The 25,733-nt window shown below is 65.8% G+C and carries 24 protein-coding genes; 16 read left to right on the top strand and 8 right to left on the bottom strand.

Annotation, left to right across the window (positions count from 1 at the left end):
* Window positions 1-176 precede the first annotated feature (176 nt).
* Window positions 177-1,595, top strand: a complete 1,419-nt coding sequence (locus QZM67_RS21150; RefSeq protein WP_301806372.1) for an MFS transporter — start codon at window positions 177-179, stop codon at window positions 1,593-1,595.
* A gap of 85 nt (window positions 1,596-1,680) precedes the next feature.
* The gene (locus QZM67_RS21155; protein WP_301806374.1) at window positions 1,681-2,613 is read left to right on the top strand and encodes a LysR family transcriptional regulator; all 933 of its coding nucleotides are present in this window, start codon (window positions 1,681-1,683) and stop codon (window positions 2,611-2,613) included.
* 14 nt (window positions 2,614-2,627) lie between these two features.
* Here QZM67_RS21155 and QZM67_RS21160 read toward each other — a convergent pair whose 3' ends face one another.
* Complete coding sequence (locus QZM67_RS21160; protein WP_301806451.1) at window positions 2,628-4,019, bottom strand: MFS transporter; 1,392 nt, start codon at window positions 4,017-4,019, stop codon at window positions 2,628-2,630.
* 187 nt (window positions 4,020-4,206) lie between these two features.
* Window positions 4,207-5,940 (bottom strand): protease pro-enzyme activation domain-containing protein, encoded by a 1,734-nt coding sequence (locus QZM67_RS21165; RefSeq protein WP_175023047.1) that lies wholly within the window; start codon window positions 5,938-5,940, stop codon window positions 4,207-4,209.
* Window positions 5,941-6,583: 643 nt separating this feature from the next.
* Here QZM67_RS21165 and QZM67_RS21170 point away from each other — a divergent pair.
* Genes QZM67_RS21170 through QZM67_RS21180 form a run of 3 tightly spaced genes read left to right on the top strand, consistent with a single transcriptional unit; the run spans window position 6,584 to window position 7,769 of the window.
* On the top strand, window positions 6,584-6,907 hold the full coding sequence (locus tag QZM67_RS21170; RefSeq protein ID WP_175023049.1) for a helix-turn-helix transcriptional regulator: 324 nt from the start codon (window positions 6,584-6,586) through the stop codon (window positions 6,905-6,907).
* Window positions 6,907-7,338: an SRPBCC domain-containing protein gene (locus tag QZM67_RS21175; RefSeq protein ID WP_175023051.1), complete on the top strand. Its 432-nt coding sequence runs from the start codon at window positions 6,907-6,909 to the stop codon at window positions 7,336-7,338. The genes QZM67_RS21170 and QZM67_RS21175 overlap by 1 nt, the downstream gene beginning before the upstream one ends.
* A complete protein-coding gene (locus tag QZM67_RS21180; protein WP_301806384.1) occupies window positions 7,335-7,769 on the top strand; it encodes a DUF1801 domain-containing protein in 435 nt (144 codons plus the stop codon). Before QZM67_RS21175 ends, QZM67_RS21180 begins: the two co-directional genes overlap by 4 nt.
* A gap of 104 nt (window positions 7,770-7,873) precedes the next feature.
* On the opposite strand, the gene acnA is transcribed toward QZM67_RS21180, so the two are convergent.
* The 5 genes from acnA to QZM67_RS21205 form a co-directional block, all read right to left on the bottom strand.
* On the bottom strand, window positions 7,874-10,591 hold the full coding sequence (gene acnA / locus QZM67_RS21185; RefSeq protein WP_043177678.1) for an aconitate hydratase AcnA: 2,718 nt from the start codon (window positions 10,589-10,591) through the stop codon (window positions 7,874-7,876).
* A gap of 52 nt (window positions 10,592-10,643) precedes the next feature.
* The gene (locus tag QZM67_RS21190) at window positions 10,644-12,095 is read right to left on the bottom strand and encodes a bifunctional 2-methylcitrate dehydratase/aconitate hydratase (protein WP_301806388.1); all 1,452 of its coding nucleotides are present in this window, start codon (window positions 12,093-12,095) and stop codon (window positions 10,644-10,646) included.
* A 22-nt stretch (window positions 12,096-12,117) separates the two neighbouring features.
* Complete coding sequence (locus QZM67_RS21195) at window positions 12,118-12,633, bottom strand: hypothetical protein (RefSeq protein ID WP_043177672.1); 516 nt, start codon at window positions 12,631-12,633, stop codon at window positions 12,118-12,120.
* A 230-nt stretch (window positions 12,634-12,863) separates the two neighbouring features.
* Window positions 12,864-13,871, bottom strand: a complete 1,008-nt coding sequence (locus tag QZM67_RS21200; protein ID WP_367620449.1) for a CoA ester lyase — start codon at window positions 13,869-13,871, stop codon at window positions 12,864-12,866.
* Window positions 13,872-14,055: 184 nt separating this feature from the next.
* The gene (locus QZM67_RS21205; RefSeq protein WP_043177668.1) at window positions 14,056-15,042 is read right to left on the bottom strand and encodes a malate dehydrogenase; all 987 of its coding nucleotides are present in this window, start codon (window positions 15,040-15,042) and stop codon (window positions 14,056-14,058) included.
* Between the two features lie 288 nt (window positions 15,043-15,330).
* Between QZM67_RS21205 and QZM67_RS21210 the strand changes: the two genes are divergently transcribed.
* The 7 genes from QZM67_RS21210 to gltA all read left to right on the top strand — a co-directional run bounded on the left by QZM67_RS21210 (window position 15,331) and on the right by gltA (window position 21,262).
* Window positions 15,331-16,161, top strand: a complete 831-nt coding sequence (locus tag QZM67_RS21210) for a GntR family transcriptional regulator (protein WP_301806453.1) — start codon at window positions 15,331-15,333, stop codon at window positions 16,159-16,161.
* A gap of 171 nt (window positions 16,162-16,332) precedes the next feature.
* The gene (gene sdhC / locus QZM67_RS21215) at window positions 16,333-16,749 is read left to right on the top strand and encodes a succinate dehydrogenase, cytochrome b556 subunit (RefSeq protein ID WP_034185792.1); all 417 of its coding nucleotides are present in this window, start codon (window positions 16,333-16,335) and stop codon (window positions 16,747-16,749) included.
* A gap of 4 nt (window positions 16,750-16,753) precedes the next feature.
* Window positions 16,754-17,122 carry a succinate dehydrogenase, hydrophobic membrane anchor protein gene (gene sdhD / locus QZM67_RS21220; protein WP_011355745.1) on the top strand — a complete coding sequence of 123 codons (369 nt, stop codon included), beginning with the start codon at window positions 16,754-16,756 and terminating at the stop codon, window positions 17,120-17,122.
* 3 nt (window positions 17,123-17,125) lie between these two features.
* On the top strand, window positions 17,126-18,904 hold the full coding sequence (gene sdhA, locus QZM67_RS21225) for a succinate dehydrogenase flavoprotein subunit (protein WP_043177662.1): 1,779 nt from the start codon (window positions 17,126-17,128) through the stop codon (window positions 18,902-18,904).
* A gap of 21 nt (window positions 18,905-18,925) precedes the next feature.
* Complete coding sequence (locus QZM67_RS21230; protein ID WP_011355743.1) at window positions 18,926-19,627, top strand: succinate dehydrogenase iron-sulfur subunit; 702 nt, start codon at window positions 18,926-18,928, stop codon at window positions 19,625-19,627.
* A gap of 7 nt (window positions 19,628-19,634) precedes the next feature.
* Window positions 19,635-19,907: a succinate dehydrogenase assembly factor 2 gene (locus QZM67_RS21235; RefSeq protein ID WP_011355742.1), complete on the top strand. Its 273-nt coding sequence runs from the start codon at window positions 19,635-19,637 to the stop codon at window positions 19,905-19,907.
* A gap of 53 nt (window positions 19,908-19,960) precedes the next feature.
* Entirely contained in the window at window positions 19,961-21,262 is a 1,302-nt protein-coding gene (gltA, locus tag QZM67_RS21240) for a citrate synthase (protein WP_301806396.1), read from the top strand.
* Between the two features lie 90 nt (window positions 21,263-21,352).
* Here gltA and QZM67_RS21245 read toward each other — a convergent pair whose 3' ends face one another.
* Window positions 21,353-22,330 (bottom strand): AraC family transcriptional regulator, encoded by a 978-nt coding sequence (locus QZM67_RS21245; RefSeq protein ID WP_301806398.1) that lies wholly within the window; start codon window positions 22,328-22,330, stop codon window positions 21,353-21,355.
* Window positions 22,331-22,402: 72 nt separating this feature from the next.
* On the opposite strand from QZM67_RS21245, the gene QZM67_RS21250 reads away from it, so the two are divergent.
* The 4 genes from QZM67_RS21250 (at window position 22,403) to QZM67_RS21265 (ending at window position 25,683) form a co-directional block, all read left to right on the top strand.
* Window positions 22,403-22,792, top strand: coding sequence for a VOC family protein (locus QZM67_RS21250; RefSeq protein WP_301806401.1), 390 nt, complete (start codon window positions 22,403-22,405; stop codon window positions 22,790-22,792).
* A 110-nt stretch (window positions 22,793-22,902) separates the two neighbouring features.
* Complete coding sequence (locus QZM67_RS21255) at window positions 22,903-24,153, top strand: DUF1479 domain-containing protein (RefSeq protein ID WP_301806402.1); 1,251 nt, start codon at window positions 22,903-22,905, stop codon at window positions 24,151-24,153.
* A 208-nt stretch (window positions 24,154-24,361) separates the two neighbouring features.
* Complete coding sequence (locus QZM67_RS21260; protein ID WP_301806404.1) at window positions 24,362-25,120, top strand: dimethylarginine dimethylaminohydrolase family protein; 759 nt, start codon at window positions 24,362-24,364, stop codon at window positions 25,118-25,120.
* A 98-nt stretch (window positions 25,121-25,218) separates the two neighbouring features.
* On the top strand, window positions 25,219-25,683 hold the full coding sequence (locus QZM67_RS21265; RefSeq protein ID WP_043177650.1) for an Lrp/AsnC family transcriptional regulator: 465 nt from the start codon (window positions 25,219-25,221) through the stop codon (window positions 25,681-25,683).
* Window positions 25,684-25,733: the final 50 nt, after the last annotated feature.

Raw genomic sequence — 25,733 nt, forward strand, 5'->3', positions numbered from 1 at the left:
CGGCAACGCGTTTTCTTTCATTTCGCTAACTGACGAGGCGGCCGCCTGCACGTTCGATGCGGCTCTGCAACAATACGGGGCGCGGCGGCGCGCGTTCCATGCAGTGCGACCGGAACGCCGCCGCGAGTCCAATCCGCGACGTGGCGCAACGCGTCGCTCGTCAGCCGAGCCTCATCTTGTCCGAATTCGCTTCCCCCGCCGGCGCGCATGAGCCGGCCGTCAACTGGCGCGCGATGTCCGCCGTGCTGCTGGCCGTCGCGCTCGCGACGCTCGACACCGCGATCGCGAACACCGCGCTGCCCGCGATCGCCACCGACCTGCATGCATCGCCGGCCGCGTCCGTATGGATCATCAACGCGTACCAGCTCGCGATGGTCGCGACGCTGCTGCCGTTCGCATCGCTCGGCGACATCGTCGGCCACAAGCGCGTGTATATCGCCGGGCTCGCGGTGTTCACGCTCGCGTCGCTCGGCTGTTCGCTCGCGTCGACGCTGCCGATGCTGACGGCCGCGCGGATCGTGCAGGGCTTCGGCGCGAGCGCGATCATGAGCGTCAACGTCGCGCTGATCCGCGGCCTGTTCCCCGCGCACCGGCTCGGGCGCGGCGTCGGCTTCAATGCGCTCGTGGTCGGCGTGTCGTTCGCGGTGGGGCCGACCATCGCATCGCTGATCCTGTCGGTCGCCGCGTGGCCGTGGCTGTTCGCGGTGAACGTGCCGCTCGGCGTGTTCGCGCTTGCGGTGGCGATTCCGTCGCTGCCGCAGACGGCGCGCGGCAAGCATGCGTTCGATCCGGTCGCTGCGTTGTTCAACGTGATCACGTTCGCGTCGCTGATCTTCGCGCTCGGCGAATTCGCGCAGCGCGGGCCGCTTGCCGTCGTGTTCGCGATGGCCGCGGTCGCGCTCGTATTCGGCTGGCTGCTGATCCGCCGCCAGGCCGGGCATCCGGCGCCGATGCTGCCGGTCGACCTGTTTCGCCGGCCGGTGTTCACGCTGTCCGCGCTGACCGCCGTGTGCGCGTTCGCCGCGCAGGGGCTCGCGTTCGTGTCGCTGCCGTTCTATTTCGAAACCGTCCTGCATCGCAACGCGGTCGAGACAGGGTTCCTGATGACGCCGTGGTCGGTGATCGTCGCGCTCGCCGCGCCGATCGCGGGCCGGTTGTCGGATCGCTATCCGCCGGGCCTGCTCGGCGCGATCGGTCTTGCGTTGCTGAGCGCGGGCATGGTGTCGCTCGCCGCGTTGCCGGCAGCGCCGGGCGTCATCGACATCGGCTGGCGGATGATGCTGTGCGGCGCGGGCTTCGGCTTCTTCCAGTCGCCGAACCTGAAGGCGCTGATGTCGAGCGCACCGCCCGAGCGCAGCGGCGGCGCGAGCGGGATCATCGCGACCGCGCGGCTGATCGGGCAGGCGACGGGCGCCGCGCTCGTCGCGCTGTCGTTCGGCATCGCGGGGCGCCACGGGCCGACGCTCGCGCTGATGCTCGGCGCGGGCTTCGCCGGGGCCGCGAGCGTCGCGAGCGGGTTGCGGCTCTTTGCGCCGTCGCATCGGGCCGGCGTGCCGGCCGCGTCGGCGCGCGTGAGCGAGCGTGCGACGGAGTAGCGGGTGGCGCGCGGCAGGCCGGTGTGATTGACCGAACGCACGGCCGGGTGCAACGTAGCATGTCACGTCGAAATCGCGAGCACCTATGAATTTGCGCAGCGTTGATCTGAATCTGTTGGTCGCACTCGATGCGTTGCTGACCGAGAAGCATGTGACGCGTGCCGCGACGAAGGTAGGGTTGAGCCAATCGGCGATGAGCAGCGCGCTGGGGCGTCTGCGAATCCTGATGCACGACGAGTTGCTGATACGCAATGCAACGGGCATGGAGCCGACGCCGCGTGCGCTGGAACTGGAAGCGCCGCTGAGGCAACTGCTTCGCCAGGCAGAGCGGCTCCTCGTGTCGGATGACGCGTTCGATCCGGCAACGACGACCCGGCACTTCCGGCTACGGATGTCCGACGTGCTCGAATATCTGCTGATGCCGTCGTTGCTCGCGCAGCTCGAACAGGAGGCGCCGGGCGTGACGCTCGATGTGGTGCACCTGTCGCCGGGGCAGACCGTGACCGCGCTCGATGCCGACGATATCGACGTCGCGGTGAGCATGGATCTGGAGCATGCGGGCGCGGTGCAGGCGACGCCGCTGTTCGACGACCGCATGGTCTGCGTGATGGCGCGGGACCATCCGTGTGCCGCTGAAGCGTTGACGCTCGACCGGTTCCTTGCTCTGCCGCATCTCAAGGTGTCCATCAGCGCGACCGACGGGCGCTATGTGGATGCCACGCTCGCCGGGATGGGCCGCGCCCGGAACGTGGTGCTCAATGTCCCGCACTGGCTGGTCGTGCCGCATCTGTTGCGCCATTCGTCGATGGTTGCGGTGATGTCCGCGCGCCTGGCCGAACGTTTTGAGGAAGACGGGCTGGTGCTCAAGGCGTTGCCGTTCGAGTCAGCGGGTTTCCAGTGGTCGATGTACTGGCATCGGCGCCACGACGGCGTCCCCGCACAAATCTGGCTGAGGGAGAAGATTCGCGAGGCGGCGAAGCCGATGCGGTTGCCCGGTGCGCAGCGCGCGGCGGGCTGAACGCAGCCGATGCGTCATGAGCGTGCCCAGCGCGGCAATTGCCGGAGGCAGCTGATGACCGTACCCGCCAGTGCGAAGGCGCTGCCGGCCCACAACGCGACGATCGGGCCGCCGGCCCCGGAGACGTGAAAACACAGGGCGACCAGCGCCGCACCGAGCGTCTGTCCGAGCAGGCGGGCCGTTGCGACGATGCCGCTGGCGCCGCCGCTGCGCTCGGCCGGCGCGCTGCCCATCAGCGCCTTGAGGTTCGGTGCCTGGAAGAAGCCGAATCCGGCGCCGCACATCATCATGCGCCACACGATATCGAGTGTCGACGGTGCGGGCGGCAGCATGGCCAGCGACGCCATGCCGATGCACAGGAGCAGGAGGCCGATGGTGCCGAGAATGCCCGCCGGGTATCGGTCGGCCAGACGTCCGGCAACGGGCGCCATGATGGCCACCACGACGGGCCACGGCGTCATGAGGAAGCCGGTGTCGACCTGACTGTGGCCGAGGCCGGCTTGCAGGAAGAACGGCAGCGACACGAACGCGAGGCCTTGCGTCGCAAACGAGCAAACCGACGTGGCGGCGGAAAGGGAGAAGACCGGCCGCCGAAACAGGTCGGCGGCGAGCAGTGGAGCGGGGTGATGTGCCTGGCGCTTCAGCAGCGCGTAGCCGAATACCGCCGCGACGATCCATTCAGCCCTGACCGTCGGCGACAAGCCATCATGCGCAACCGTCCCTAATCCGAGTATCAGTAATGCGAAGCAACCGGCGCATAACAGCGCAGCGACGACATCGAAGTCATGCCGGGCGCGATCGGTGATCGGCAGCGTGCGGACCGCCAATGCGACGGAAAGCAGGCCGATGGGAACGTTGATCAGAAACAGCCAGTGCCACGACGTGACCGACAGGATGGCCGACGCAACGGTCGGCCCCACGGTGAACGACACGGCGACGACGAGCGCATTCAACCCGACGCCGCGGCCGAGCAGCCTGGCCGGGTACGCAAAACGAATCAGCGCGGTGTTGACGCTCATGATCGCGGCCGCGCCGATGCCCTGCAACGCACGCGCGGCGGCGAGCGCGGGAAGCGACCCTGCGATGCCGCACGCGAGCGAGCTTGCGGTGAACAGGATCAGCCCGGCGATGTAAATGCGCCGATGGCCGAGTATCTCGCCGAGCGATGCAAACGGCAGCAAGGTCGCGACCATCGCGAGCTGATACGCATTGACGACCCAGATCACCGAGGCCGGATCGGCGCCGATGCTGCTGCCAATGGTCGGCAGCGCGGTATTGGTAATCGCCGTATCGAGGTTGGCCATCGCGACCGCGAGCGAGAGGGCGATCAATGCCGCGATTCGCTGTCGCGTCGGCAGGCCATCGTGAAGGGGCGGGCTGAGGGGAGGCAGGTGGGTTGTCGACATCGCGGGCAGCGCAGGTTGGATGAATGCCCACTGTCGCATCGGCCTGGCAATTGATCCAACGGATGTTTGTGATGTCGATATTGATGCGGTGGATAGTGGTGTTGCCGTGAATCGATCCGTGTTCATGCGGCCTTCCGCCGGCCGGCGCGCAACCCACCATCGCCGCGCGCCGGCCTTCACGCTTCGCTTAGAACCCGCCCGACTTGATCAGCTGGTTGAGGTTCGCGATGTTCAGGCTGCCGAAGCCGGTCGTGTAATCCCAGCCGGTGCCTGCGTTATAGCCATACCCCTGATAGCCGTTGTTCCCCGATACCACGTCGTAGCGCACGAGCGACGGGTTCGACGGAATGTCGGCGTAGAACTTTCCGGCCGGGAAACCGAGGCCGGTGCCGTTCGCTGCGAGCAGGCGCGCCCAGAGGCCCGTGAAGATCGGTGCGGCGAGGCTCGTGCCGCCGATCTGCTGCAACTGGCCGTAGTTGTAGATGTACGCGCCGGTGCTTTGCGCGGCGTCGAACGCGACGTCCGGCAACTGGCGGTTGCTGCCCGACTGCCACGACGGCGCGGGCAGGATCGTGCTGACACCGCCGCCCGTCGCCCACAGCTTGCCGTTCGCATCGAGCCCTTCGTTCCACACCGTCTCGCTCGAGAACGCGCCCGCCGACGTCGTATAGAGCGTCGTGCCGCCGATCGCGAGCACGTGCGGCGATGACGCCGGCCACGACACCGTGTAGTTCGAGCCGTTCGGATAGCCGCGGTTGTTGCACTCGTACACGCCTTCGTCGCCCGACGAAACCGAGAACGTCTGGCCTTGTGCCGCGGCGGTCGTGAAGATCTGTTCCTCGGCGTCGATCGTGCCGTCCGCGTTCGCGTCGGTCTCGCACCAGCCGAGCGACACGTTGATCACCTTCGCGGTGTTGTCCGACACCGCCTGGTTGAACGCCTGCGTGAGCCCGGTGTTGCCGGAGGCGTTGAGGTCGGCCATGTAGAACACGAGTTTTCCGACCTGGCCGCCGGCCGAGCCGACGATCGACTGGCTGTCGAGATCCCACTCGCCCTGGCCGTCCTGGTCGTCGGTGTAGCTGCCGCCCGAGCCGTTGGTCTGGACGGTCTGCGTCGACACCGTGCCGTAGCCGTTGCTCGACGTGAACTGCTTTAGGTCCTGCAGCGTCTGCGACACGCCGCCGATCGTGATGATGCCGACGGTCACCCCGGCCGCGGTCGGCACACCGGTTGCGTTGTAGAGGCCCGGAAATTCCTTCGGATAATGGCCGGTTGCGGTGCCGGCCGCGAGCGCCTGCGGCTTCGACACGTTGCCGATGCGCAGCAGCGGCCGCGCGTGTGCGACGCTCTGCAGCCCGAGCACCGAGCCGACGACGTCGCCGAGCGCGCGCGGCACCTGCGCGGTCGACGTGTTGGCGAAGCCCGAGCGGCCCGCGTAGTCGAAGTGCACGAGCGACGTGTTGAAGGCGGTCTTTACCGTGCCGGCCGTGCCGCGTGCGGATACCAGCAACCGGTTCGGTGCGACCTCGACGTTCACGAAGCCGCTCTTGTGCAGATAGTCGACGACCGACTTCACCTGCGCGTCGGTCGGCGCGTAGCTGGCGAGGAACTGCGCATGCGTGAGGTACTGGCGGTAATGCGCGCTGCCCGGCCGGTTCACGTCGCGCGCCAGTTGCTTGAGCTGCGCGGCATTGCGCAGCTTCAGGCTGACGACGACGTTGGTCGTTTCACCGGACGCGAGTTCGAGCGACGGCGCCGCGCTGCGCGCCATCAACTGCGGGCCGGTCAGAAAGGCCTTCGTATGGGTGTCGACCCAGTCCGTTGCCGCATGCGCCGCAGCGGCGGCGAACACGAGCGGTGCCACGCACGCAAGGCGGCGGGGCGACGGCAGGGGCAGGGCAAACCAGGCGTTCCTTTTCATCGGGAGTCCTTTTTAGGAGAGACGACGTTGCTGGAGCCCCCGACCCTTGTGGGGTCGCGAGCGGTGACGAGCGTAGGGCGTCGCTGCGGTTCGGGTAGCTGCCAGTTTCCATAGCTGTCAGTTCTGACATCGGCGCGGGTGCGCGCATGGTCTGCGTCGGACGTGCCGGCGATCGTGCCCGCGCCGAACGGAACCGGTTCGCGACCCGAGGGCGCGGCAAGGCGCGACGTTCGCACGCATGAGTCGTTCGTCGCGGCGCCGGAACGTGCGTGATCGCGGAGCGGATCGACCCGTGAACGCATGGCGCGTGACCGGTCGTTGTCGGATGCCGCGTCGCACTATGTGGTCAAACGAAGCGGCACGGCCGGAACGGATTCGCGCGTGCACAAAAAAGGGGCCGGTCCAGCGCAAACGTTTCCCGAATTGTGGAACGGTGCTTCCGGCAGTCTTGCAGGCGACTTTCGGATCGCATGCGGCGATGGCGAATTAGAGGGAATGCTCGAATTCGGAGGCGGGTACGCGCCGGAGCGGCGGACAGCAGACCCGAGCAAGATCGCGCGGCATCGTTCGTGAAATTCCGCCTTGACGCGCGTCGATCAGCGGATATGCTTCGATTCATAACCATCGGGTTATGGATTTGGACATGCAGAACGCACACGACATGCTTTTCAGGACGCTTGCCGATCCCACCCGCCGCGCGCTCTTCGAGCGGCTGTGTGCGGACGGCGAGTTGACGGTTGCCGCGCTGACGGTCCATGCGGGCGTCTCGCAGCCCGCCGTCTCGAAGCATCTCGGCGTCCTGAAGCAGGCCGGGCTCGTGATCGACCGTCACGAAGGCCGGCAGACGCACTACAGCGCGCAGCCTCAAGCGCTGGCCCCATTGATCGACTGGACGAGCCAGATGGCCGGCTTCTGGCAGAACCGGTTCGATGCCCTCGAAGATCTTCTGAAAAGGATGGATCAGTAATGAACCAGGCCACCACCGAAACGCGCTCCGTCGTCGTCGACCGGGAGCTGCCTCATCCGCCGGAGAAGATCTGGCGCGCGCTCACTCAACCGCACCTGATCGAGGCGTGGCTGATGAAGAGCGACTTCGAGCCCGTCGCGGGCCGCGCCTTCAGCTTCCGCGCGGACTGGGGTTCGGTCGACTGCACGGTCCTGACGATCGAGCCGCCGCACGCGTTGTCCTATACGTGGGCCGCTTACGGTCTCGAAAGCGTCGTCACGTGGACGCTCACGCCGACGCCGGGCGGCACGCATCTGAGGATGGAGCAGGTCGGCTTCCGCACCGACCAGGAGCAGGCGTACCGCGGCGCGCAGCACGGCTGGGTCCGGTTCTTCGACGCGCTCGAACAGGTGCTGGCCCGCCCCGACGAAGGGTCGGAGGCGCACGCATGAGCACCACGGACCTCACGCCGTCGGCGCGTATCGACGCGCTGATCGCCGGCATCGCCGACTGGCGCAGCAAGACGTTCGCCGATCTCCGCCAGACGATCCTCGCGTCCGACGACGGCATCGTCGAGGAATGGAAATGGATGGGCAGCCCCGTGTGGGAATGCGACGGAATGATCGCGGTCGCGAACGCGCACAAGGGCAAGGTGAAGCTGACCTTCATGCACGGCGCGAAGCTGCCCGATCCCGACCAGCTGTTCAACGACGGCCTCGACGGCAATGCGCGGCGCGCGATCGATTTCTTCGAAGGCGACAAGCTCGACAAGCGGGCGCTGAAGAACCTCGTACGCGCGGCGATTGACTACAACCGCACGCATCTGAAGAAGAATGCGCGGGCGGGTGCGGCCGCGAAGCCACGCAGCAGCAAGGCGGCATGACGCCCGCCTGAACCGCAGGCAAAAAAAAGCCCGACACGAGGTCGGGCTTCCAAATCGGCCGCAACCGCCGCGAGGCGGCTGCGGCACCTGCAAAAGCAGGGCGCTTACGCTGCGAGCAGCGAGCGCAGCACGAACGGCAGGATACCGCCGTGCTTGTAGTAGTCGACTTCGATCGGCGTATCGATGCGCAGCAGCACCTGCACGCGCTGCGATTCGCCGTTCTTGCGGTTGATCACGAGCGTAACATCCTGCTGCGGCTTGAAGTCGTCGCCGAGGCCTTCGATGTCGTACGTTTCGTCGCCGGTGATGCCGAGCGACTGGATGCTGTCCGCGCCCTTGAACTGCAGCGGCAGCACGCCCATGCCGACCAGGTTCGAGCGGTGGATGCGCTCGAAGCTGCGTGCGATCACGGCCTTCACGCCGAGCAGTTGCGTGCCCTTGGCGGCCCAGTCGCGCGACGAGCCCGTGCCGTACTCTTCGCCCGCGAACACGACCGTCGGCGTATCCGCGCCGACGTACTGCATGGCCGCGTCGTAGATCGACTGCTGTTCGCCGCTCGGCTGGTGGATCGTCAGGCCGCCTTCGACGCGCGTGCCGTCTGCCTTGGCCGGGATCATCAGGTTCTTGATCCGGACGTTTGCGAACGTGCCGCGCATCATCACGTCGTGGTTGCCGCGGCGCGAGCCGTAGCTGTTGAAGTCGGCCTTCTGCACGCCGTTTTCCTTCAGCCACTTGCCTGCCGGCGAGTCTTCCTTGATCGAGCCTGCCGGGCTGATGTGGTCGGTCGTGACCGAGTCACCGAAGATGCCGAGTGCGCGCGCGCCCTTGACCGTCGGGATCGACGCAGCCGGTTCCATCGAGAAGTTGTTGCCGAAGAACGGCGGCTCGGCGATGTAGGTCGACTTCGGCCAGTCGTAGACCTGGCCCGTTTCGCCCTCGATCTTGCTCCAGAGGTCGCCCTTCTTGGTCAGGTGCGCGTAGTTCTTCTCGAACTTTTCCGGATCGAGCGCGTACTTGAGCAGCGCATGGATTTCCTCGCTCGACGGCCAGATGTCGCCGAGGTAGATGTCGCGGCCACCCTTGCCCTTGCCGACCGGCTCGGTCATCAGGTCGCGCGTGATGTTGCCGGCGATCGCGTACGCGACGACCAGCGGCGGCGACGCGAGGAAGTTTGCGCGGATGTTCGGGTGGATGCGCGCCTCGAAGTTGCGGTTGCCCGACAGCACGGCGGCCGCGACGATGTCGTTCTTCGTGATCGCTTCGTTCAGCTCCGGCGTCAGGTCGCCCGCGTTGCCGATACAGGTCGTGCAGCCGTAGGCGGCGAGTTCGAAGCCGAGCTTCGACAGGTAGGGCAGCAGGCCCGTCTTCGTCAGGTACTCAGTGACGATGCGCGATCCCGGCGCGAGCGAGGTCTTGATCTTCGGATCGACCGTGAGGCCGGCCTCGACCGCCTTCTTTGCGAGCAGGCCGGCGGCCAGCAGCACGCTCGGGTTCGACGTGTTCGTGCACGACGTGATCGCGGCGATCAGCACGTCGCCGTTCTTCACGTCGACGCCGTTGCTCGTCGTGTATTGCGTGGCCAGATCGTCCGCCTTCTTCGCGAAGCCGTTGTCCGCCACCGGCTTCGAGAACAGGTCGGTGAACGTCGACTTGACGTTGCCGATCTCGATGCGGTCCTGCGGGCGCTTCGGGCCGGCCAGCGACGGGGCGACCGTTGCCAGATCCAGCGTTACGACCTTCGTGTAGTCGATGTCGCCGGCCTTCGGGATGCCGAACAGCTTCTGCGCCTTGAAGTAGTTTTCGAACGCGGCGATTTCCGCCTTCGTGCGGCCCGTGCCTTCGAAGTAGTCGATCGTCTTTTCGTCGACCGGGAAGAAGCCCATCGTCGCGCCGTATTCCGGCGCCATGTTGCCGATCGTTGCGCGGTCCGGCAGCGACAGCGACTTCGTGCCTTCGCCGAAGAATTCGACGAACTTGCCGACGACCTTCTCCTTGCGCAGCATTTCGGTGATGGTCAGCACCAGGTCGGTGGCCGTCACGCCTTCGATCAGCTTGCCCTTCAGCTCGACGCCGACGACGTCCGGCGTCAGGAAGTACACCGGCTGGCCGAGCATGCCGGCTTCAGCCTCGATGCCGCCCACGCCCCAGCCGACCACGCCGATGCCGTTGATCATCGTCGTGTGGCTGTCCGTGCCGACGAGGGTATCCGGGTAGTACACGGTGTCGCCGCCGTCCGCCTTCTTGTGGACGCCGCGCGCGAGGTATTCGAGGTTCACCTGGTGGACGATGCCGACGCCCGGCGGCACGACCTTGAACGTGTCGAATGCCTGCATGCCCCACTTCATGAACTGGTAGCGCTCGTTGTTGCGCTGGAATTCCAGTTTCATGTTCAGGTCGAGCGCATCCTTCTGGCGGAAGTAGTCGATCTGGACCGAGTGGTCGACGACGAGATCGACTGGGACCAGCGGCTCGATCTTCTTCGGGTTCTTGCCCGTGCGCTCCGCGACGCCGCGCATGGCCGCGATGTCGGCGAGCAGCGGCACGCCCGTGAAGTCCTGCAGCACGACGCGCGACACCACGAACGGGATCTCGTCGACGCGCTTGGCCGTCGGCTTCCAGTTCGCCAGCTGCTCGATGTGCTCTTCGGTGATCTTCTTGCCGTCGTAGTTGCGCAGCACGGACTCGAGCACGATACGGATCGACACCGGCAGGCGTTCGATCTTCGTCTTCAGTTCCTTGCCGAGCTGCGGCAGCGAGTAGAACTTGCCTTTGCCGGAACCGCTGTCGAATTCCTTGAGGGTCTTGTGGAGATTGTGGGCCATGGTGATTTTCCTGGGTTTAAGGCTAGGAAACAACGTGTCCTGTAGATGACGGCTATATCACATACAAGTCGACGTACTCATCGACCGGCATCGCTTCGAGCTTTGCCTGGTCCAGCGACACGTCGAGAATCGCTTGTTGCTGCTTTGCCGGGAAGCGGCGGGCGAGGTTGGTTCTGAATTTCTCGACCAGGAGCGGGATGCCTTCGGTGCGGCGTCGCTGATGACCGAGCGGGTATTCGACCGCCACTTCGGCAAGCTTCGATCCGTCCGCGAACTCGATCGTCAGTGCATTCGCGATCGAGCGCTTGTCCGGGTCGTGGTAATCCTTCGTGAACTGCGGATCCTCGACGCACACGGTCTTTGCGCGCAGCGCGTCGATGCGGGGATCGGCGGCGGCCGAATCTTCATAGTCGGCCGCGGTCAGCCGGCCGAACAGCAGCGGCACGGCGACCATGTACTGGATGCAGTGGTCGCGGTCGGCCGGATTGGCGAGCGGGCCCTGCTTGTCGATGATGCGGATCGCGGCCGCGTGCGTGCGGATCGTGATCCGGCTGATCTCGTCGGTCGTGCGGCCCGCGGCGGCGAGCTGCGCGTGCAGCTGCAGCGCGGCCTCAGCGGCCGTTTGCGCGTGGAATTCGGCGGGGAACGCGATCTTGAACAGCACGTTTTCCATCACGTACGTGCCGTACGGGCGCTGGAAGCGGAACGGCTTGCCGTCGAACAGCACGTCGTAGAAGCCCCAGGTCTTGGCGGTGAGCGCCGACGGGTAGCCCATTTCACCCGTTTTCGCGATCAGCGCGAGGCGCACCGCGCGGGACGTGGCGTCGCCGGCCGCCCATGACTTGCGCGAGCCGGTGTTCGGTGCGTGGCGGTAAGTGCGCAGCGCCTGGCCGTCGAGGAACGCGTTGGATACCGCGTTGATCAGCTCGTCGCGCGTGAGCCCGAGCAGCCGGCCGACGACGGCGGTCGACGCGACCTTCACGAGCAGCACATGGTCGAGCCCGACTGCGTTGAACGAATTCTCGAGGGCGAGGCAGCCTTGGATCTCGTGGGCCTGGATCATCGCGACCAGTACGTCGCGCATCAGGAGCGGCTTCCGGCCGGCCGCGACAGCCGTGCGGGAGAGCCAGTCGGCCGTCGCCAGGATCCCGCCGAGGTTGTCGGACGGATGACCCCATTCGGCGGCGAGCCAGGTGTCGTTGAAGTCCAGCCAGCGGATCATCGTGCCGATGCCGAACGCGGCCTGGACGGGATCGAGCTGGAAGGACGTGCCGGGCACCTTCGCGCCGTTCGGCACGATCGTGCCGGGCACGACGGGGCCGAGCAGCTTGGTGCAGGCAGGGTAGGACAGCGCCTCGAGTCCGCACCCGAGCGTGTCGATCAGGCAATGACGCGCCGTCTCCAGCGCGAGCGCGCTGTCGATACCGGTGTTCAGCACGTAGTCGACGATATCGACGAGTACCGTATCCGGAGCAGGGCGGACGTTGGAGACCGGGGCGGACATCGAGGGGCCGATGGGAACGCGCTTAGTTCGTTGCCGGCTTCAGCTCGTTCGATTGCGTCGGCGCAGCCGTGCCTTGTGCCATTTCCGGCGTCACGCATTCGTCCGCGAGGCGCTCGCCGCCGTTTGCGTCCGAGAACAGCATTGCCTTGGTCGGGATCACGATCAGCTTGAAGCCTGCTGCCGGATCGTAGAACGTGTCGGCGCCCGTCGTCGTGGCTTGACGCGGCAGCTTGTAGTTCTTCTTCGCCCAGTGAACCGTAACGACCTGGTCGCGCTTCATGTCGCCGGCGAGGTCGAACGACAGGCCTTCCTTACAGGACCACTTGACCGCGCCGTCCGGTACCGGATCGACCTTGGCGGCTGCGCGTGCCTGCGCCTTCTTGCTGCGCGGGATGATGCGCTTGGCCGGCGCCGGGCGCTTGGCCGTGGCCTTCTTCGCCGTCGTCGTGGCCGTACCCTGGGCAAACGCGCTCGGAGCCGACACCAGCATCGTGGCGGACAACGCGCCGATGGCGGTAGCGATCAGGAGTTTCTTCATGGAGTCAGAACCTTTCGATAATCAGTTGACAAGGGCCGGCAATCGAAGCGGCCGGCCGGTTTGAAACTGCACGCGCCCCGAAAGCGCGCAGCGGCCGCTATTTTCACCTATTTGGCCGCGTATATATCAGGTTTTCGGGCTCCGTTACGTTTTTTGTCGTTTCGCAAAACTCTATCCGGTTCGCGCGTCGTCGAATGCATGAATCTCGTGTCTCGGCCGGCGGCGCGCGCTTACGGCACGCTGCCCGCGGTGGCCGGCCCGAACAGCGGCGCGGCCTCGGCCGGTACGGGCTGGCCGGTGGCCCGCGCGCGGCGCAGCACCGACCAGTAATACCGGTAGCTCGCGCGATCGTGCAGCGTATCACCGTGGCGCGTCGGCCCCCAGTCGGCGGCCTGCGCGGCCAGCAGGATCTCGGCGGCCAGCGCGACCTCGTCGATGCGCGGCGCGAATGCGTCGACGATCGGGCGGATCTGCGCGGGGTGGATGCTCCACATCCGCGTGAATGCGAATTCGTCGCGCGCGCGGCGTGCATCGCCGGCGACGATGCCCATGTCGCGCACCTCGGTCGTCACGTTGTGCGACGGCGTCTTGCCGTGCGCGTGGCAGGCCGCGGCGATTTCCAGCTTCGCGCGGCGCACGAGCGGATGCTCGAACTGGCCCGGCGAGCGCATCGCGGAATCGGGAATCGCACCATGGTGCGCGGACACGAAATCCATCAGCCCGAAGCTCAGCGTGCCGACCGTCGGCAGCGCGGCGAGGGCGGCCGCCTGCGCGAGCGCGCCGTGCGTCTCGACCAGCACGTCGACCGGGATCGGCTGCGCGATGCCGAGCTCGCGGCGCGTGCCTTCGATGAACGCGGTCATTTCGGCTGCGTCGGCGGCACTCGCGATCTTCGGGAGCGTGATGTAGGCGGGGGCGCGCGCCGCACGCAGCACGATGCGCACGTCGTCGCGCCAGTGCGGGCGGGAAAAGTCGTGGATACGGACGCCGACGCGGCCGAAGCGGTTCTCGGCGCTGCCGAGCAGTTCGGCGACGAGTGCCGCGTGCGCGGCCTCCTGGCCGACGGCCGCGCCGTCTTCGCAGTCGAGCGTGATGTCGAAAACGGGGCCCGTTTCGGCCTGCAGCGCGAGCGACTTGCGCATCAGCTTTTCGCTGCCCGCGTAGTGATCGCAGCAGGGCAGGATCGCGGGCGGGGACGCCCCGTCGTACAGCACTTGTGCAGGAGTGAGCGCGGCCATCTCGTCTACGTCAGGGAAGCGGGTCAACGTGGAGAAAATCGGATTCGGGCGCGTTCTGGGCCAGGGCGCGGCGGGCGCGGGCGGCAAAACGTGCGCGGATCGGATCGGTCGGCCCGCGCCGGCGGCATGCCGGCCCGGGCCGAGACCGGGCTGCCCGAGGGCAGCCCGGCAAGATGCGTGATGCTTAGTTCTTCAGCAGGTGGGCGACGCCATCGCGCTCTTCGAGCAGCTCGGCCAGCGTGCCGTCCATCTTCTCGCGCGAGAACGCGTCGATTTCCAGGCCTTCGATGCGCTTGTACTCGCCGTTTTCGCAAACGACCGGCACGCCGTAGATGATGTCTTCGGGGATGCCGTACGAGCCGTCCGACGGGATGCCCATCGTGACCCACTTGCCGTTCGTGCCGAGGACCCAGTCACGCACGTGGTCGATCGCCGCATTGGCAGCCGACGCTGCCGACGACAGGCCGCGCGCTTCGATGATCGCCGCGCCGCGCTTGCCGACGGTCGGGATGAACGTGTCGCGGTTCCACACGTCGTCGTTGATCAGCTTCAGCATCGACTCGCCTTCGGCGGTCGCGAAGCGGAAGTCGGGGTACATCGTCGGCGAGTGGTTGCCCCACACGGCGAGCTTCTCGATCGATGCGACCGGCTTGCCCGACTTCGCTGCGAGCTGCGACAGCGCGCGGTTGTGGTCGAGGCGCAGCATCGCCGTGAAGTTCTTCTTCGGCAGATCCGGTGCCGACTTCATCGCGATGTACGCGTTGGTGTTCGCCGGGTTGCCGACGACCAGCACCTTCACGTCGCGGCTTGCGACTTCGTTCAGCGCAGCACCCTGAACCGTGAAGATTTCGGCGTTTGCCGACAGCAGGTCCTTGCGCTCCATGCCCTTCGAGCGCGGACGTGCGCCGACCAGCAGTGCAACATCGGCATCCTTGAATGCGACCTTCGGATCATCGGTGATCACGACGCCCGACAGCAGCGGGAACGCGCAATCGTCGAGTTCCATCACGACGCCTTTGACGGCGCCTTGGGCTTGCGGGAGGTCGAGCAGTTGCAGGATGACCGGCTGGTCCTTGCCGAGCAGATCGCCGTTCGCGATGCGGAACAGCAGGGAGTAAGCGATTTGACCTGCGGCGCCGGTGACGGCAACACGCTTTGCGGGCTTAGCCATTGAAAATCTCCAGGACGGGTGAAGCGTTGGACACTCGCGAAAACGCCATTCTATGCGCGTTGTGCTGAGTGTTGCATTGAGGCAGGGCGGAGGACTCGCGATGGCAGACGCGGTGAACCTGGAGACGGCCGTGGCACGTAGCCGGGGACGCGCTTTTGCACCCGCGAACCCTTGCTCGACCCGGAGTGTAGGAGCCGTCCGGCTCAAAGTCAAACGGTATCATATGTCTTATATAAGACAGATGTTTTGCGGAAATTGAGTGGACTTAAAAGTGCGGTTTGTGATGAAATGCGCGCCATGACATCGAACCAGGCGAATACCGCGAATCAGACCGGCGCAGGCGGCCCAGGGCAGCCGGGCGCGAGCGATCCCGCACCTTCGCCTGCGGCGGCGCCGCCGTCGTCGCCGACGTTCAGCCCGTTATACCAGCAGATTAAGTCATTGATCACGCAAAGTCTCGAATCCGGTGAATGGAAGCCGGGCGAGATCATCCCGAGCGAGGTGGAGCTCGCGGCCCGCTACAAGGTCAGCCAGGGCACCGTCCGCAAGGCGATCGACGAACTGGCCGCGGAAAACCTCGTGGTCCGGCGGCAGGGCAAGGGTACTTTTGTTGCGACGCACAATGAGGATCGCGCGCAGTTCCGCTTCCTCCGCCTGCTGGCCGACGACGGTGCCGAGCATCCGCACGTGAGCCGCCTGCTCGAATGCCGGCGCCTGCGCGCGCCGGCCGAGATCGCGCGGCAGCTCGACCTGAAGCCGGCCGATCCCGTCGTGCAGGTGCGCCGTCTGCTGGAGTTCGAGAAGGAAGTGACGGTGCTCGACGAGATCTGGCTGCCAGGAGCGATGTTCCGCGGCCTGACGTTCGAGCGGCTGAGCGAGTACAAGGGGCCGCTCTACGCGATGTTCGAGACGGAGTTCGGCACGCGGATGATCCGCGCGACGGAAAAGATCCGCGCGGTCGCGGCGGAGCCGGCGGTGGCCGACCTGCTGCACGTGCCAGCGGGTTTTCCTTTGCTGTCGGTCGAGCGCGTGTCCTATACATACGGAGACCGGCCGGTGGAAGTGCGTCGCGGCTGGTATGTCACAACCGGGTACTACTATCAGAATGACTTGAGTTGACGGTGTATCGGCTCAAGCCGAGTGCGTTCGCGTTCCCCACGTTCGCGAAGCACGTTTCGGGCCGCCTTTTGTTCTTGTTCGCGCAACTATCCAGAGCAGACTTTCGCTGCAGCGCGATATAAAAAGGCGCTAAAATCGCGGATTAGTGTGACAACATAGTAGGGGTCTAGCATGACTGATGCAGTAAGAAAGCCGAGGCCGGAATACCGGAACATCGGATTCGGCGATATCACGATGAAATATCGCATGCCGCTGGCAGCGATATTGTCGATTCTCCATCGAGTCAGCGGCGCGCTGCTGTTCTTGTTCCTGCCGTTCCTGCTGTTCCTCTTCGACCAGAGCCTCACGTCCGAGCTCAGCTTCGAAGTCTTCAAGGCTTTCCTCTCCAACATCATCGTCAAGCTGATCGTCCTCGCACTGTCGTGGGCCTTCTTCCACCATTTCTGCGCCGGCATTCGCCACCTGCTGATGGACGTCAATCACGACGCCGTCACGAAGGAAGGCGGCAAGCGGACGGCAGTCGTCGTCTTTGTCGTCTCGATCGCCCTGACGATCGCCATGGCACTCAAACTGTTCGGAGCATTCTAAGAAAATGGCAGCCAATAACCGAATCGGCTCGAAGCGCCTCGTCGTCGGCGCGCACTACGGCCTGCGCGACTGGCTCGCGCAACGCATCACCGCCACGATCATGGCGGTCTACACGGTCATCCTGCTCGTCCTGTTCTTCGGCGCGCACGATTTTTCGTACGAAGGCTGGGCCTCGATCTTCGCCGCGCAATGGATGAAGCTCGCGACCTTCGTGATGCTGCTTTCCCTCTTCTACCACGCATGGGTCGGCGTGCGCGACATCTGGATGGACTACGTGAAGCCCGTCGGTGTGCGCCTGCTGCTGCAATCGCTGACCATCGTCTGGCTGCTCGCATGTGCGGGCTACGCCGCGCAGATTCTCTGGAGAGTGTAAAGAATGGCTGCAATCAAATCTAACCTCCCGCGTCGCAAGTTTGACGTGGTGATCGTCGGCGCGGGCGGCTCCGGCTTGCGCGCAGCGCTGCAACTGTCGCGCGCGGGCCTGTCGGTCGGTGTGCTGTCGAAGGTGTTCCCGACCCGTTCGCACACGGTCGCCGCGCAGGGCGGTATCGGCGCGTCGCTCGGCAACATGAGCGAAGACAACTGGCACTTCCACTTCTACGACACGATCAAGGGCTCCGACTGGCTCGGCGACCAGGACGCGATCGAATTCATGTGCCGTGAAGCGCCGAACGTCGTGTACGAACTCGAGCACTTCGGCATGCCGTTCGACCGTAACGCGGACGGCACGATCTACCAGCGCCCGTTCGGCGGCCACACCGCGAACTACGGCGAGAAGCCGGTCCAGCGCGCTTGCGCGGCCGCCGACCGTACCGGTCACGCGCTGCTGCACACGCTGTACCAGCAGAACGTCGAAGCGAAGACGCAGTTCTTCGTCGAATGGATGGCGCTCGACCTGATCCGCGACGCGGAAGGCGACGTGCTCGGCGTGACGGCCCTCGAGATGGAGACGGGTGACGTCTACATCATGGAAGGCAAGACCACGCTGTTCGCGACGGGCGGCGCAGGCCGGATCTTCGCGGCATCGACCAACGCGTTCATCAACACCGGCGACGGCCTCGGCATGGCTGCGCGTTCGGGCATCGCGCTGCAGGACATGGAGTTCTGGCAGTTCCACCCGACCGGCGTGGCCGGCGCGGGCGTGCTGATCACCGAAGGCGTGCGCGGCGAAGGCGGTATCCTGCGCAACGCGAACGGCGAGCGTTTCATGGAGCGCTACGCGCCGACGCTGAAGGATCTGGCGCCGCGTGACTTCGTGTCGCGTTCGATGGACCAGGAAATCAAGGAAGGCCGTGGCGTGGGTCCGAACAAGGATCACGTGCTGCTCGACCTGTCGCACATCGGCGCCGAGACGATCATGAAGCGTCTGCCGTCGATCCGCGAAATCGCGCTGAAGTTCGCGAACGTCGACGCGATCAAGGAACCGATCCCGGTCGTCCCGACGATCCACTACCAGATGGGCGGCATCCCGACCAACATCCACGGTCAGGTCGTCGGCACGTCGCGCGGCGGTCACAAGGATCCGGTCAACGGCTTCTACGCAGTGGGCGAATGCTCGTGCGTGTCCGTGCACGGCGCGAACCGCCTCGGCACGAACTCGCTGCTGGACCTCGTGGTGTTCGGCCGTGCGGCCGGCAACCACATCGTCGAGCACGTGAAGAACCAGAAGGAACACAAGCCGCTGCCGGCCGATGCAGGCGAATTCTCGCTGGCGCGCCTGGCGAAGCTCGACAAGTCGACCTCGGGCGAATACACGCAGGACGTCGCGAACGACATCCGCTCGACGATGCAGAAGCACGCAGGCGTGTTCCGCACGTCGAAACTGCTGAAGGAAGGCGTCGACGAGATGGCCGGCCTGAAGGCACGTGTGGAAAACATCCACCTGAAGGACAAGTCGAAGGTGTTCAACACCGCGCGCGTCGAAGCGCTCGAGCTGGAGAACCTGATCGAAGTTGCTCGCGCAACGATGGTGTCGGCGGAAGCACGTAAGGAAAGCCGTGGCGCACACGCTCACAGCGACTACGAACACCGCGACGACGACAACTGGCTGCGCCACACGCTGTGGTATAGCGAAGGCGATCGCCTCGACTACAAGCCGGTTCAAATGAAGCCGCTGACGGTCGAATCCGTGCCGCCGAAGCCGCGCACGTTCTAAGCCGAGTCAAAGGAATCCGAAATGGCAAAACGCATTTTTGAAGTCTACCGCTACGATCCGGACAAGGACGCAGCGCCGCGCATGCAGACGTACGAGCTGGAGCTCGAGCACGAGCGCATGCTGCTCGACGCACTGGTCAAGCTGAAGGCCGTTGACGAGACGCTGTCGTTCCGCCGTTCGTGCCGCGAAGGCGTGTGCGGTTCGGACGCGATGAACATCAACGGCAAGAACGGTCTCGCGTGCCTGACGAACCTGAACGACCTGCCGCAGAAGATCGTGCTGCGTCCGCTGCCGGGCCTGCCCGTCGTGCGCGACCTGATCGTCGACATGACGCACTTCTTCAACCAGTACCACTCGATCAAGCCGTACCTGATCAACGACGCGCCGCCGCCGGAGAAGGAACGTCTCCAGTCGCCGGAAGAGCGCGACGAGCTCGACGGCGTGTACGAGTGCATTCTGTGTGCGAGCTGCTCGACGTCGTGCCCGAGCTTCTGGTGGAACCCGGACAAGTTCGTCGGCCCGGCCGGCCTGCTGCAGGCTTACCGCTTCATCGCGGACAGCCGTGACACGGCCACCGGCGAGCGTCTCGACAACCTGGAAGACCCGTATCGTCTGTTCCGTTGCCATACGATCATGAACTGCGTCGACGTTTGCCCGAAGGGCCTGAACCCGACGAAGGCGATCGGCAAGATCAAGGAACTGATGGTCCGCCGCGCGGTTTAAGGTCGAGATGAGCGACGATTCGCATCAATCCGACCCGCACCGTCGCGCACGCCTCCGCTGGCGTGCGCGGCGGGGTCTGCTGGAAAACGACATCATCTTCGAGCGTTTCTTCAGCAGATACGAGCATGACCTCACCGATGCAGACGTAGGCGCGTTGTCGCGCCTGCTCGATCTGAGCGACAACGACCTGATGGACTTGCTCCTCGCGCGCAAGGAACCAGAAGGCGACCTAGACAGCCCGGATATTCACCGGCTGTTGGAGATGCTGCGCAACGTGTAACGCGTTACGCCCGTTATCGAATCCCGTTTCTATATTTCGATTGAGGATGTGCCATGACTCCGTCTGATGTAAAAGCCACGCTATCGTTCAGCGACAACTCGCCGAGCGTCGAAATGCCGATCTACAAGGGCACGATGGGCCCGGACGTGATCGACATCCGCAAGCTGTACGGCCAGACCGGCAAGTTCACGTACGACCCGGGCTTCATGTCGACGGCAGCTTGTAATTCGGCGATCACGTACATCGACGGCGACAAGGGCGAGCTGCTGTACCGCGGCTACCCGATCGACAACCTCGCGCAAAACGCGGACTTCCTCGAAAGCTGCTACCTGCTGCTGAAGGGCGAGCTGCCGAACGCAGCGCAGAAGAAGGAATTCGTCGACACCGTCACGAAGCACACGATGGTGCACGAGCAGATGCACTTCTTCTTCCGTGGCTTCCGTCGCGATGCGCACCCGATGGCAGTGCTGGTGGCGGCCGTCGGCGCGCTGTCGGCGTTCTACCACGACTCGCTCGACATCAACGACCCGCGTCACCGCGAAGTGTCGGCGATCCGCATGATCGCGAAGCTGCCGACGCTTGTCGCGATGGCATACAAGTTCAGCATCGGCCAGCCGTTCGTCTATCCGAAGAACGAACTGTCGTACAGCGCGAACTTCATGCACATGATGTTCTCGAACCCGTGCGAAGAGTACAAGGTCAACGACGTGCTCGTTCGCGCGCTCGACCGTATCCTGATCCTGCATGCCGATCACGAGCAGAACGCATCGACGTCGACGGTCCGCCTGGCCGGCTCGTCGGGCGCGAACCCGTTCGCGTGTATCGCAGCCGGTATCGCCTGTCTGTGGGGCCCGGCGCACGGTGGTGCGAACGAAGCCGCGCTGAACATGCTCGAGCAGATCGGTTCGCCGGACAACATCCCCGAGTTCATCAAGCAGGTGAAGGACAAGAATTCGGGCGTGAAGCTGATGGGCTTCGGTCACCGCGTGTACAAGAACTACGACCCGCGCGCGAAGCTGATGCGCGAAACGTGCTACGAAGTGCTGAACGAACTGGGCCTGCACGACGACCCGCTGTTCAAGCTCGCGATGCAGCTCGAGAAGATCGCGCTGGAAGACGAATACTTCGTGTCGCGCAAGCTGTACCCGAACGTCGACTTCTACTCGGGCATCGTCCAGCGCGCGCTGGGCATCCCGACGTCGATGTTCACGTGTATCTTCGCGATGGCACGTACGGTCGGCTGGATCGCACAGTGGAACGAAATGATCGGCGATCCGGAGCAGAAGATCGGCCGTCCGCGTCAGCTGTTCATCGGCAACACGCCGCGCGAAGCGAAGCCGCTCAACGCACGTTAAGTCGTGCGCGGCGCGAACGGCCGGCAGGCCGCTCGCGCCGGGCGATCGCAACGCCATGACACCCCGACGGGTTATCCCGTCGGGGTGTTTTCATTTGTGCGGCCGGGGTTCGCTCGGTCCGGCGCGGCGCTCCAGCGACGGCGGGCGCGTGTCGAGTGCGGGTGCGTCGTCATCGGGCGCGTGGCCGTGCTGCACGAAGAACTGCCGGTATGCGCCGGGCGTCATCCCGCGCGCGGCGAGGAACTGGCGGTTGAAGTTCGCGGCATTCGGAATGCCGCAGCGCGCAGCCACGGTCGCGATCGGCCAGTCGGTGCCGACGAGATGACGGCACGCATGCGCGAGCCGCAACCGCTGCACGTAGCGGCCGACGCTTTCGCCGAGATGCCGGACGAACAGGCGCTGCAGCGTGCGTTCGGACATGTGCGCAGCGGCGGCGAGCGTGTCGACGCGCAGCGGTTCGTGGAAGTGCCGGTCGATTGCGTCGAGCACGCGATCGAGGCGTTCGGCTTCGGGGGCGGCCGCGTCGGCGGGCGGTGCCGTGCCGTCGGCGCGGTCGTATGCGTGTGCGGTGGCGAGCGGTTCGCCGGTGGCGTCCGCGAGATCGGCGAGCGTGTCGAGCGCGGCTGCGAGTCGTGTGCGCGGCGACGGATCGAGCAACTGCGGTAGCCGCGCGCGCATCGCGCGGGCCGCGTCCGCATCGAAGCGCAGGCCCGGTGCGGCACGCCGCAGCAGCGAGCGCAGCGGCGCGTATTCGGGGCAACAGTCGGCCAGCCGCCGCACCCAGTCACCGTCGAACCAGATGACGAGCGCGACTTCGGGCGCATCGCGATCGATGCGTGCGTTCGACGACCAGGTATGCGGCAGGTTGGGCGGCACGAGTACCAGATCGTCGTCCGCGTAGCGCTCGACGTGATCGCCGATGAAGCGCTGGCCGCGGCTGTTGAGCGTCAGCGTCAGTTCGTATTCGGGATGGCGATGCCATTCGAACGGGATGCGCGCGAGCTGGCGGTGATACACGCGGATCGAACAGCCGGGGGCGAACGTCACGTGCTCGTACTGCGGTTTCATCGCGGCCTCCGGGCGAGGGTGGGCATCGCGCCGTGGCATGATCGTGAGCATTCGTCACGACGGAGCGATACGATGTTTTCACATGTTTGCGTGGGTGTGACCGACACCGCGCGCGCCTACGATTTCTACGCGCCGCTGTTCGCGGAACTCGGGCTGCGCCTGAAATTCCGCGAGCCGGACGGCTGGTCGGGCTGGATGCCGGCCGACGCCGACCGGCCGCTGTTCTTCTTCGGCCAGCCGCTCGACGGCCGTGCGCCCGAACCGGGCAATGGCCACACGATCGCGTTCGTTGCGCCGACGCACGCGCACGTCGATCGCTGCCACGCACTCGCGCTGCGCCACGGCGGTACCTGCGAAGGGCCGCCGGGCCTGCGGCCGGACTATCACCGCGACTACTACGGCGCCTATTTCCGCGATCCGGACGGCAACAAGCTCTGCGTGGTCTGCCATCGTCCCGAGTGACGCACGATTGTCAGGATTGTATCGATAGTTGGCCGGATAACGGGGATGGCGGTCGCGTGCCGGCCGTACGCTGACAGCACATCACGACACCTGTCAGCGAGGAGACCACGATGCAACTGACGATTGACGACCTGCCTGCCGCGATTCGCGCGGCGAAAAGGGGGCTGCGCGCCGATCTGCCCGGTTATGCGGCCACGTTCCGCGAACTGGAGGGCGACATTGCGCGGCAGGTCGACGCGATTCGCCGCACGCATGCGCATGGCCATGACGTGATTCCGGTGGTGCCGTTCGCGGACATCGCGGGCGGCACCGTCGATCCGCACGCGGTTGCCGCGATCCGCACGCATGGCGCGGTCGTGATTCGCGGTGTATTCGATGCGCAGCAGGCGCGCGACTGGAACGACGAGATCGGCGCGTACCTGGACGCGAACCGCTTCGCCGAGCGGCTGCACGCACGCGCCGAAGACCGCTATTTCGGCAATCTCGCGTCGGGCAAGCCGCAGATCTACGGCGTCTACTGGTCGAAGCCGCAGGTGGCTGCGCGCCAGTCTCTGGCGCTGACCCAGGCACGCGTGTTCCTCAACCGCCTGTGGCGGCACGCGGAAGGCGGGCGTACGCACTTCGATCCCGATCAGGTGCCGGCCTATGCGGACCGGATTCGCCGCCGCCCGCCCGGCTCGACGTCGCTCGGGCTGTCGCCGCACGTCGACGGCGGCTCCGTCGAACGCTGGCTCGGCGCGAATTTCCGCCAGGTCTACCGTCACGTGCTGGCCGGCCGCTGGCGCGATTACGACCCGTTCGATGCGGCGTTCCGTCCGGACGTCGAGGAGATCCCGTCGCCGGCCGTGTGCTCGATGTTCCGCACGTTCCAGGGCTGGACCGCGCTGACGCCGCAGGGGCCCGGCGACGGTACGCTGCAGTTGATCCCGGTCGCGAACGCGATGGCCTATGTCGTGCTGCGCGCGCTGCAGGACGATGTCGCCGAAGACGACCTGTGCGGCGCGCGTCCGGGCCGCGCGTTGTCGATCCTGCCGGAATGGCATGCGCTGCTGCTCGACGCGCTGGTGCCGATCCCGCACATGGAGCCGGGCGATGCGGTGTTCTGGCATGGCGACGTCGTGCACGCGGTCGAGGATGCGCATCGCGGCAATGGCGACAGCAACGTGATGTACATCGCGGCTGCGCCCGGTTGCGCGAAGAACGACGCGTACCTGCAGCGACAGCGGGCTGCGTTCCTGCGCGGCGAGAGCCCGCCCGATTTTCCGGCCGATCATTTCGAGGTCGAATTCGACGGGCGGGGCGGGGAGGGCGATCTCACGGCACTCGGCCGTTCGCAGATGGGTGTCGGGCCGGGCGTGTAGCAGGCGCACAGCAGGCGAAGGCGGCCGTTCGCCGGACGGTGAACGGCCGTTTGCCGAATCCGCTGCGTACCGCGTGCAATTCGACGCAATCGGCTGTCGGCGCCGCCGAAATCGACGCGAATTGCGCAATTTGGCTTCCGATAATGGTCCGGACACAACGCAGCCGCCCCGTTGAAGCACGGGTGTGGCGCTGACCATGGAGGAGTCGATGCAATTCACGCAAGCGATCGTTCGCCGCCCCGCGCCGTCCTGTGGCGCGGGCCTGACCACCGCCGAGCTCGGCGCGCCCGACTACGACAAGACGCTCACGCAGTTTCACGCCTACTGCGAAGCGCTGCGCACGCTCGGCGTCGAGCTGACCGAACTGCCGCCGCTGGACGCGTTCCCCGATTCGCACTTCGTCGAGGACACTGCGGTCGTGACGCCGGAATTCGCGGTGATCACGCGCCCGGGTGCGCCCGCGCGACGCGGCGAGACGGTGCATATCGAAGCGGCACTGGCTGCGCGTCGCGACCTGCTGCCGATGCAGGACGGCCGCCTCGACGGCGGCGACGTGATGCAGGTCGGCAAGCGCTTCTACATCGGCCTGACGGGCCGCACCGACGCCGAAGGCATCGCCGCGTTCGAATCGCTGGTGTCGCGCTACGGCTACTCGGTCGTCGCGGTGCCGGTGGGCGCCGGCCTGCATCTCAAGTCGGTCGTCAACGCGCTCGGCGACGACACGCTGCTCGTGACCGAAGCGCTGGCCGCGCATCCGGCGTTCGCCGACTATCGCCGGATCGCGATCTCGGCCGCCGACGAATACGCGGGCAACACGCTGCGCGTGAACGGCACGCTGATCACGCCGGCCGGCTATCCGCGCGTCCATGACGCGATCGCGCCGCTCGGGCTGCCGCTGCACGTGATCGACACGAGCGAGTTCCGCAAGATGGACGGCGGCCTGACCTGCCTGTCGCTGCGGTTCTAGCCGATTGGCGCGCGGCCGCTTCGGCCGGATAATGTGGCCCCCGCGCGGCAACGGAGACGTTCCGCGCACCAGCCACGATCCGACCGGAGCGAACGCGGATGACCGACAAGAAGATGCAGCTCGACAAGATCGATCTCCGGATCCTCGACATCCTGCGCACCGACGGACGGATTTCCTACCGGAAGCTGTCGGAGCTCGTGAACCTCACGCCGCGGCCGTGCCAGGCGCGCGTGGAGCGGCTCGAGGCGCTCGGCGTGATCGAAGGGTACCGCGCGGTGATCAAGGCGCCGCGCGCGACCAAGCCGATCGTCGTGATCGCGCAGATCACGCTGGCCGACCACGGGCGTTCGCAGGCGCCGTTCGAGGACGAAATGCGGGCGAATCCGGCCGTGCTCGATTGCTGGCTCGTCAGCGGCACGTTCGATTTTCTCGTGCGGCTCGCGTGCGAGGATCTCGACGAGTACCGGCGGATCGCGAACGCGTGGCTGGAAAGCCCGCGGTTCCGGATCGAGAAGATCGTGACGACGGCCGAACTGCAGGCGATCAAGCGCAGCGTCGTGTGAGGCGGCCGGCCGGGAAGGGCTGGTTTCGACGCGAATGACCGGGCTGGGCG

Source organism: Burkholderia sp. AU45251, from assembly GCF_030482905.1.
GTDB lineage: Bacteria > Pseudomonadota > Gammaproteobacteria > Burkholderiales > Burkholderiaceae > Burkholderia > Burkholderia aenigmatica.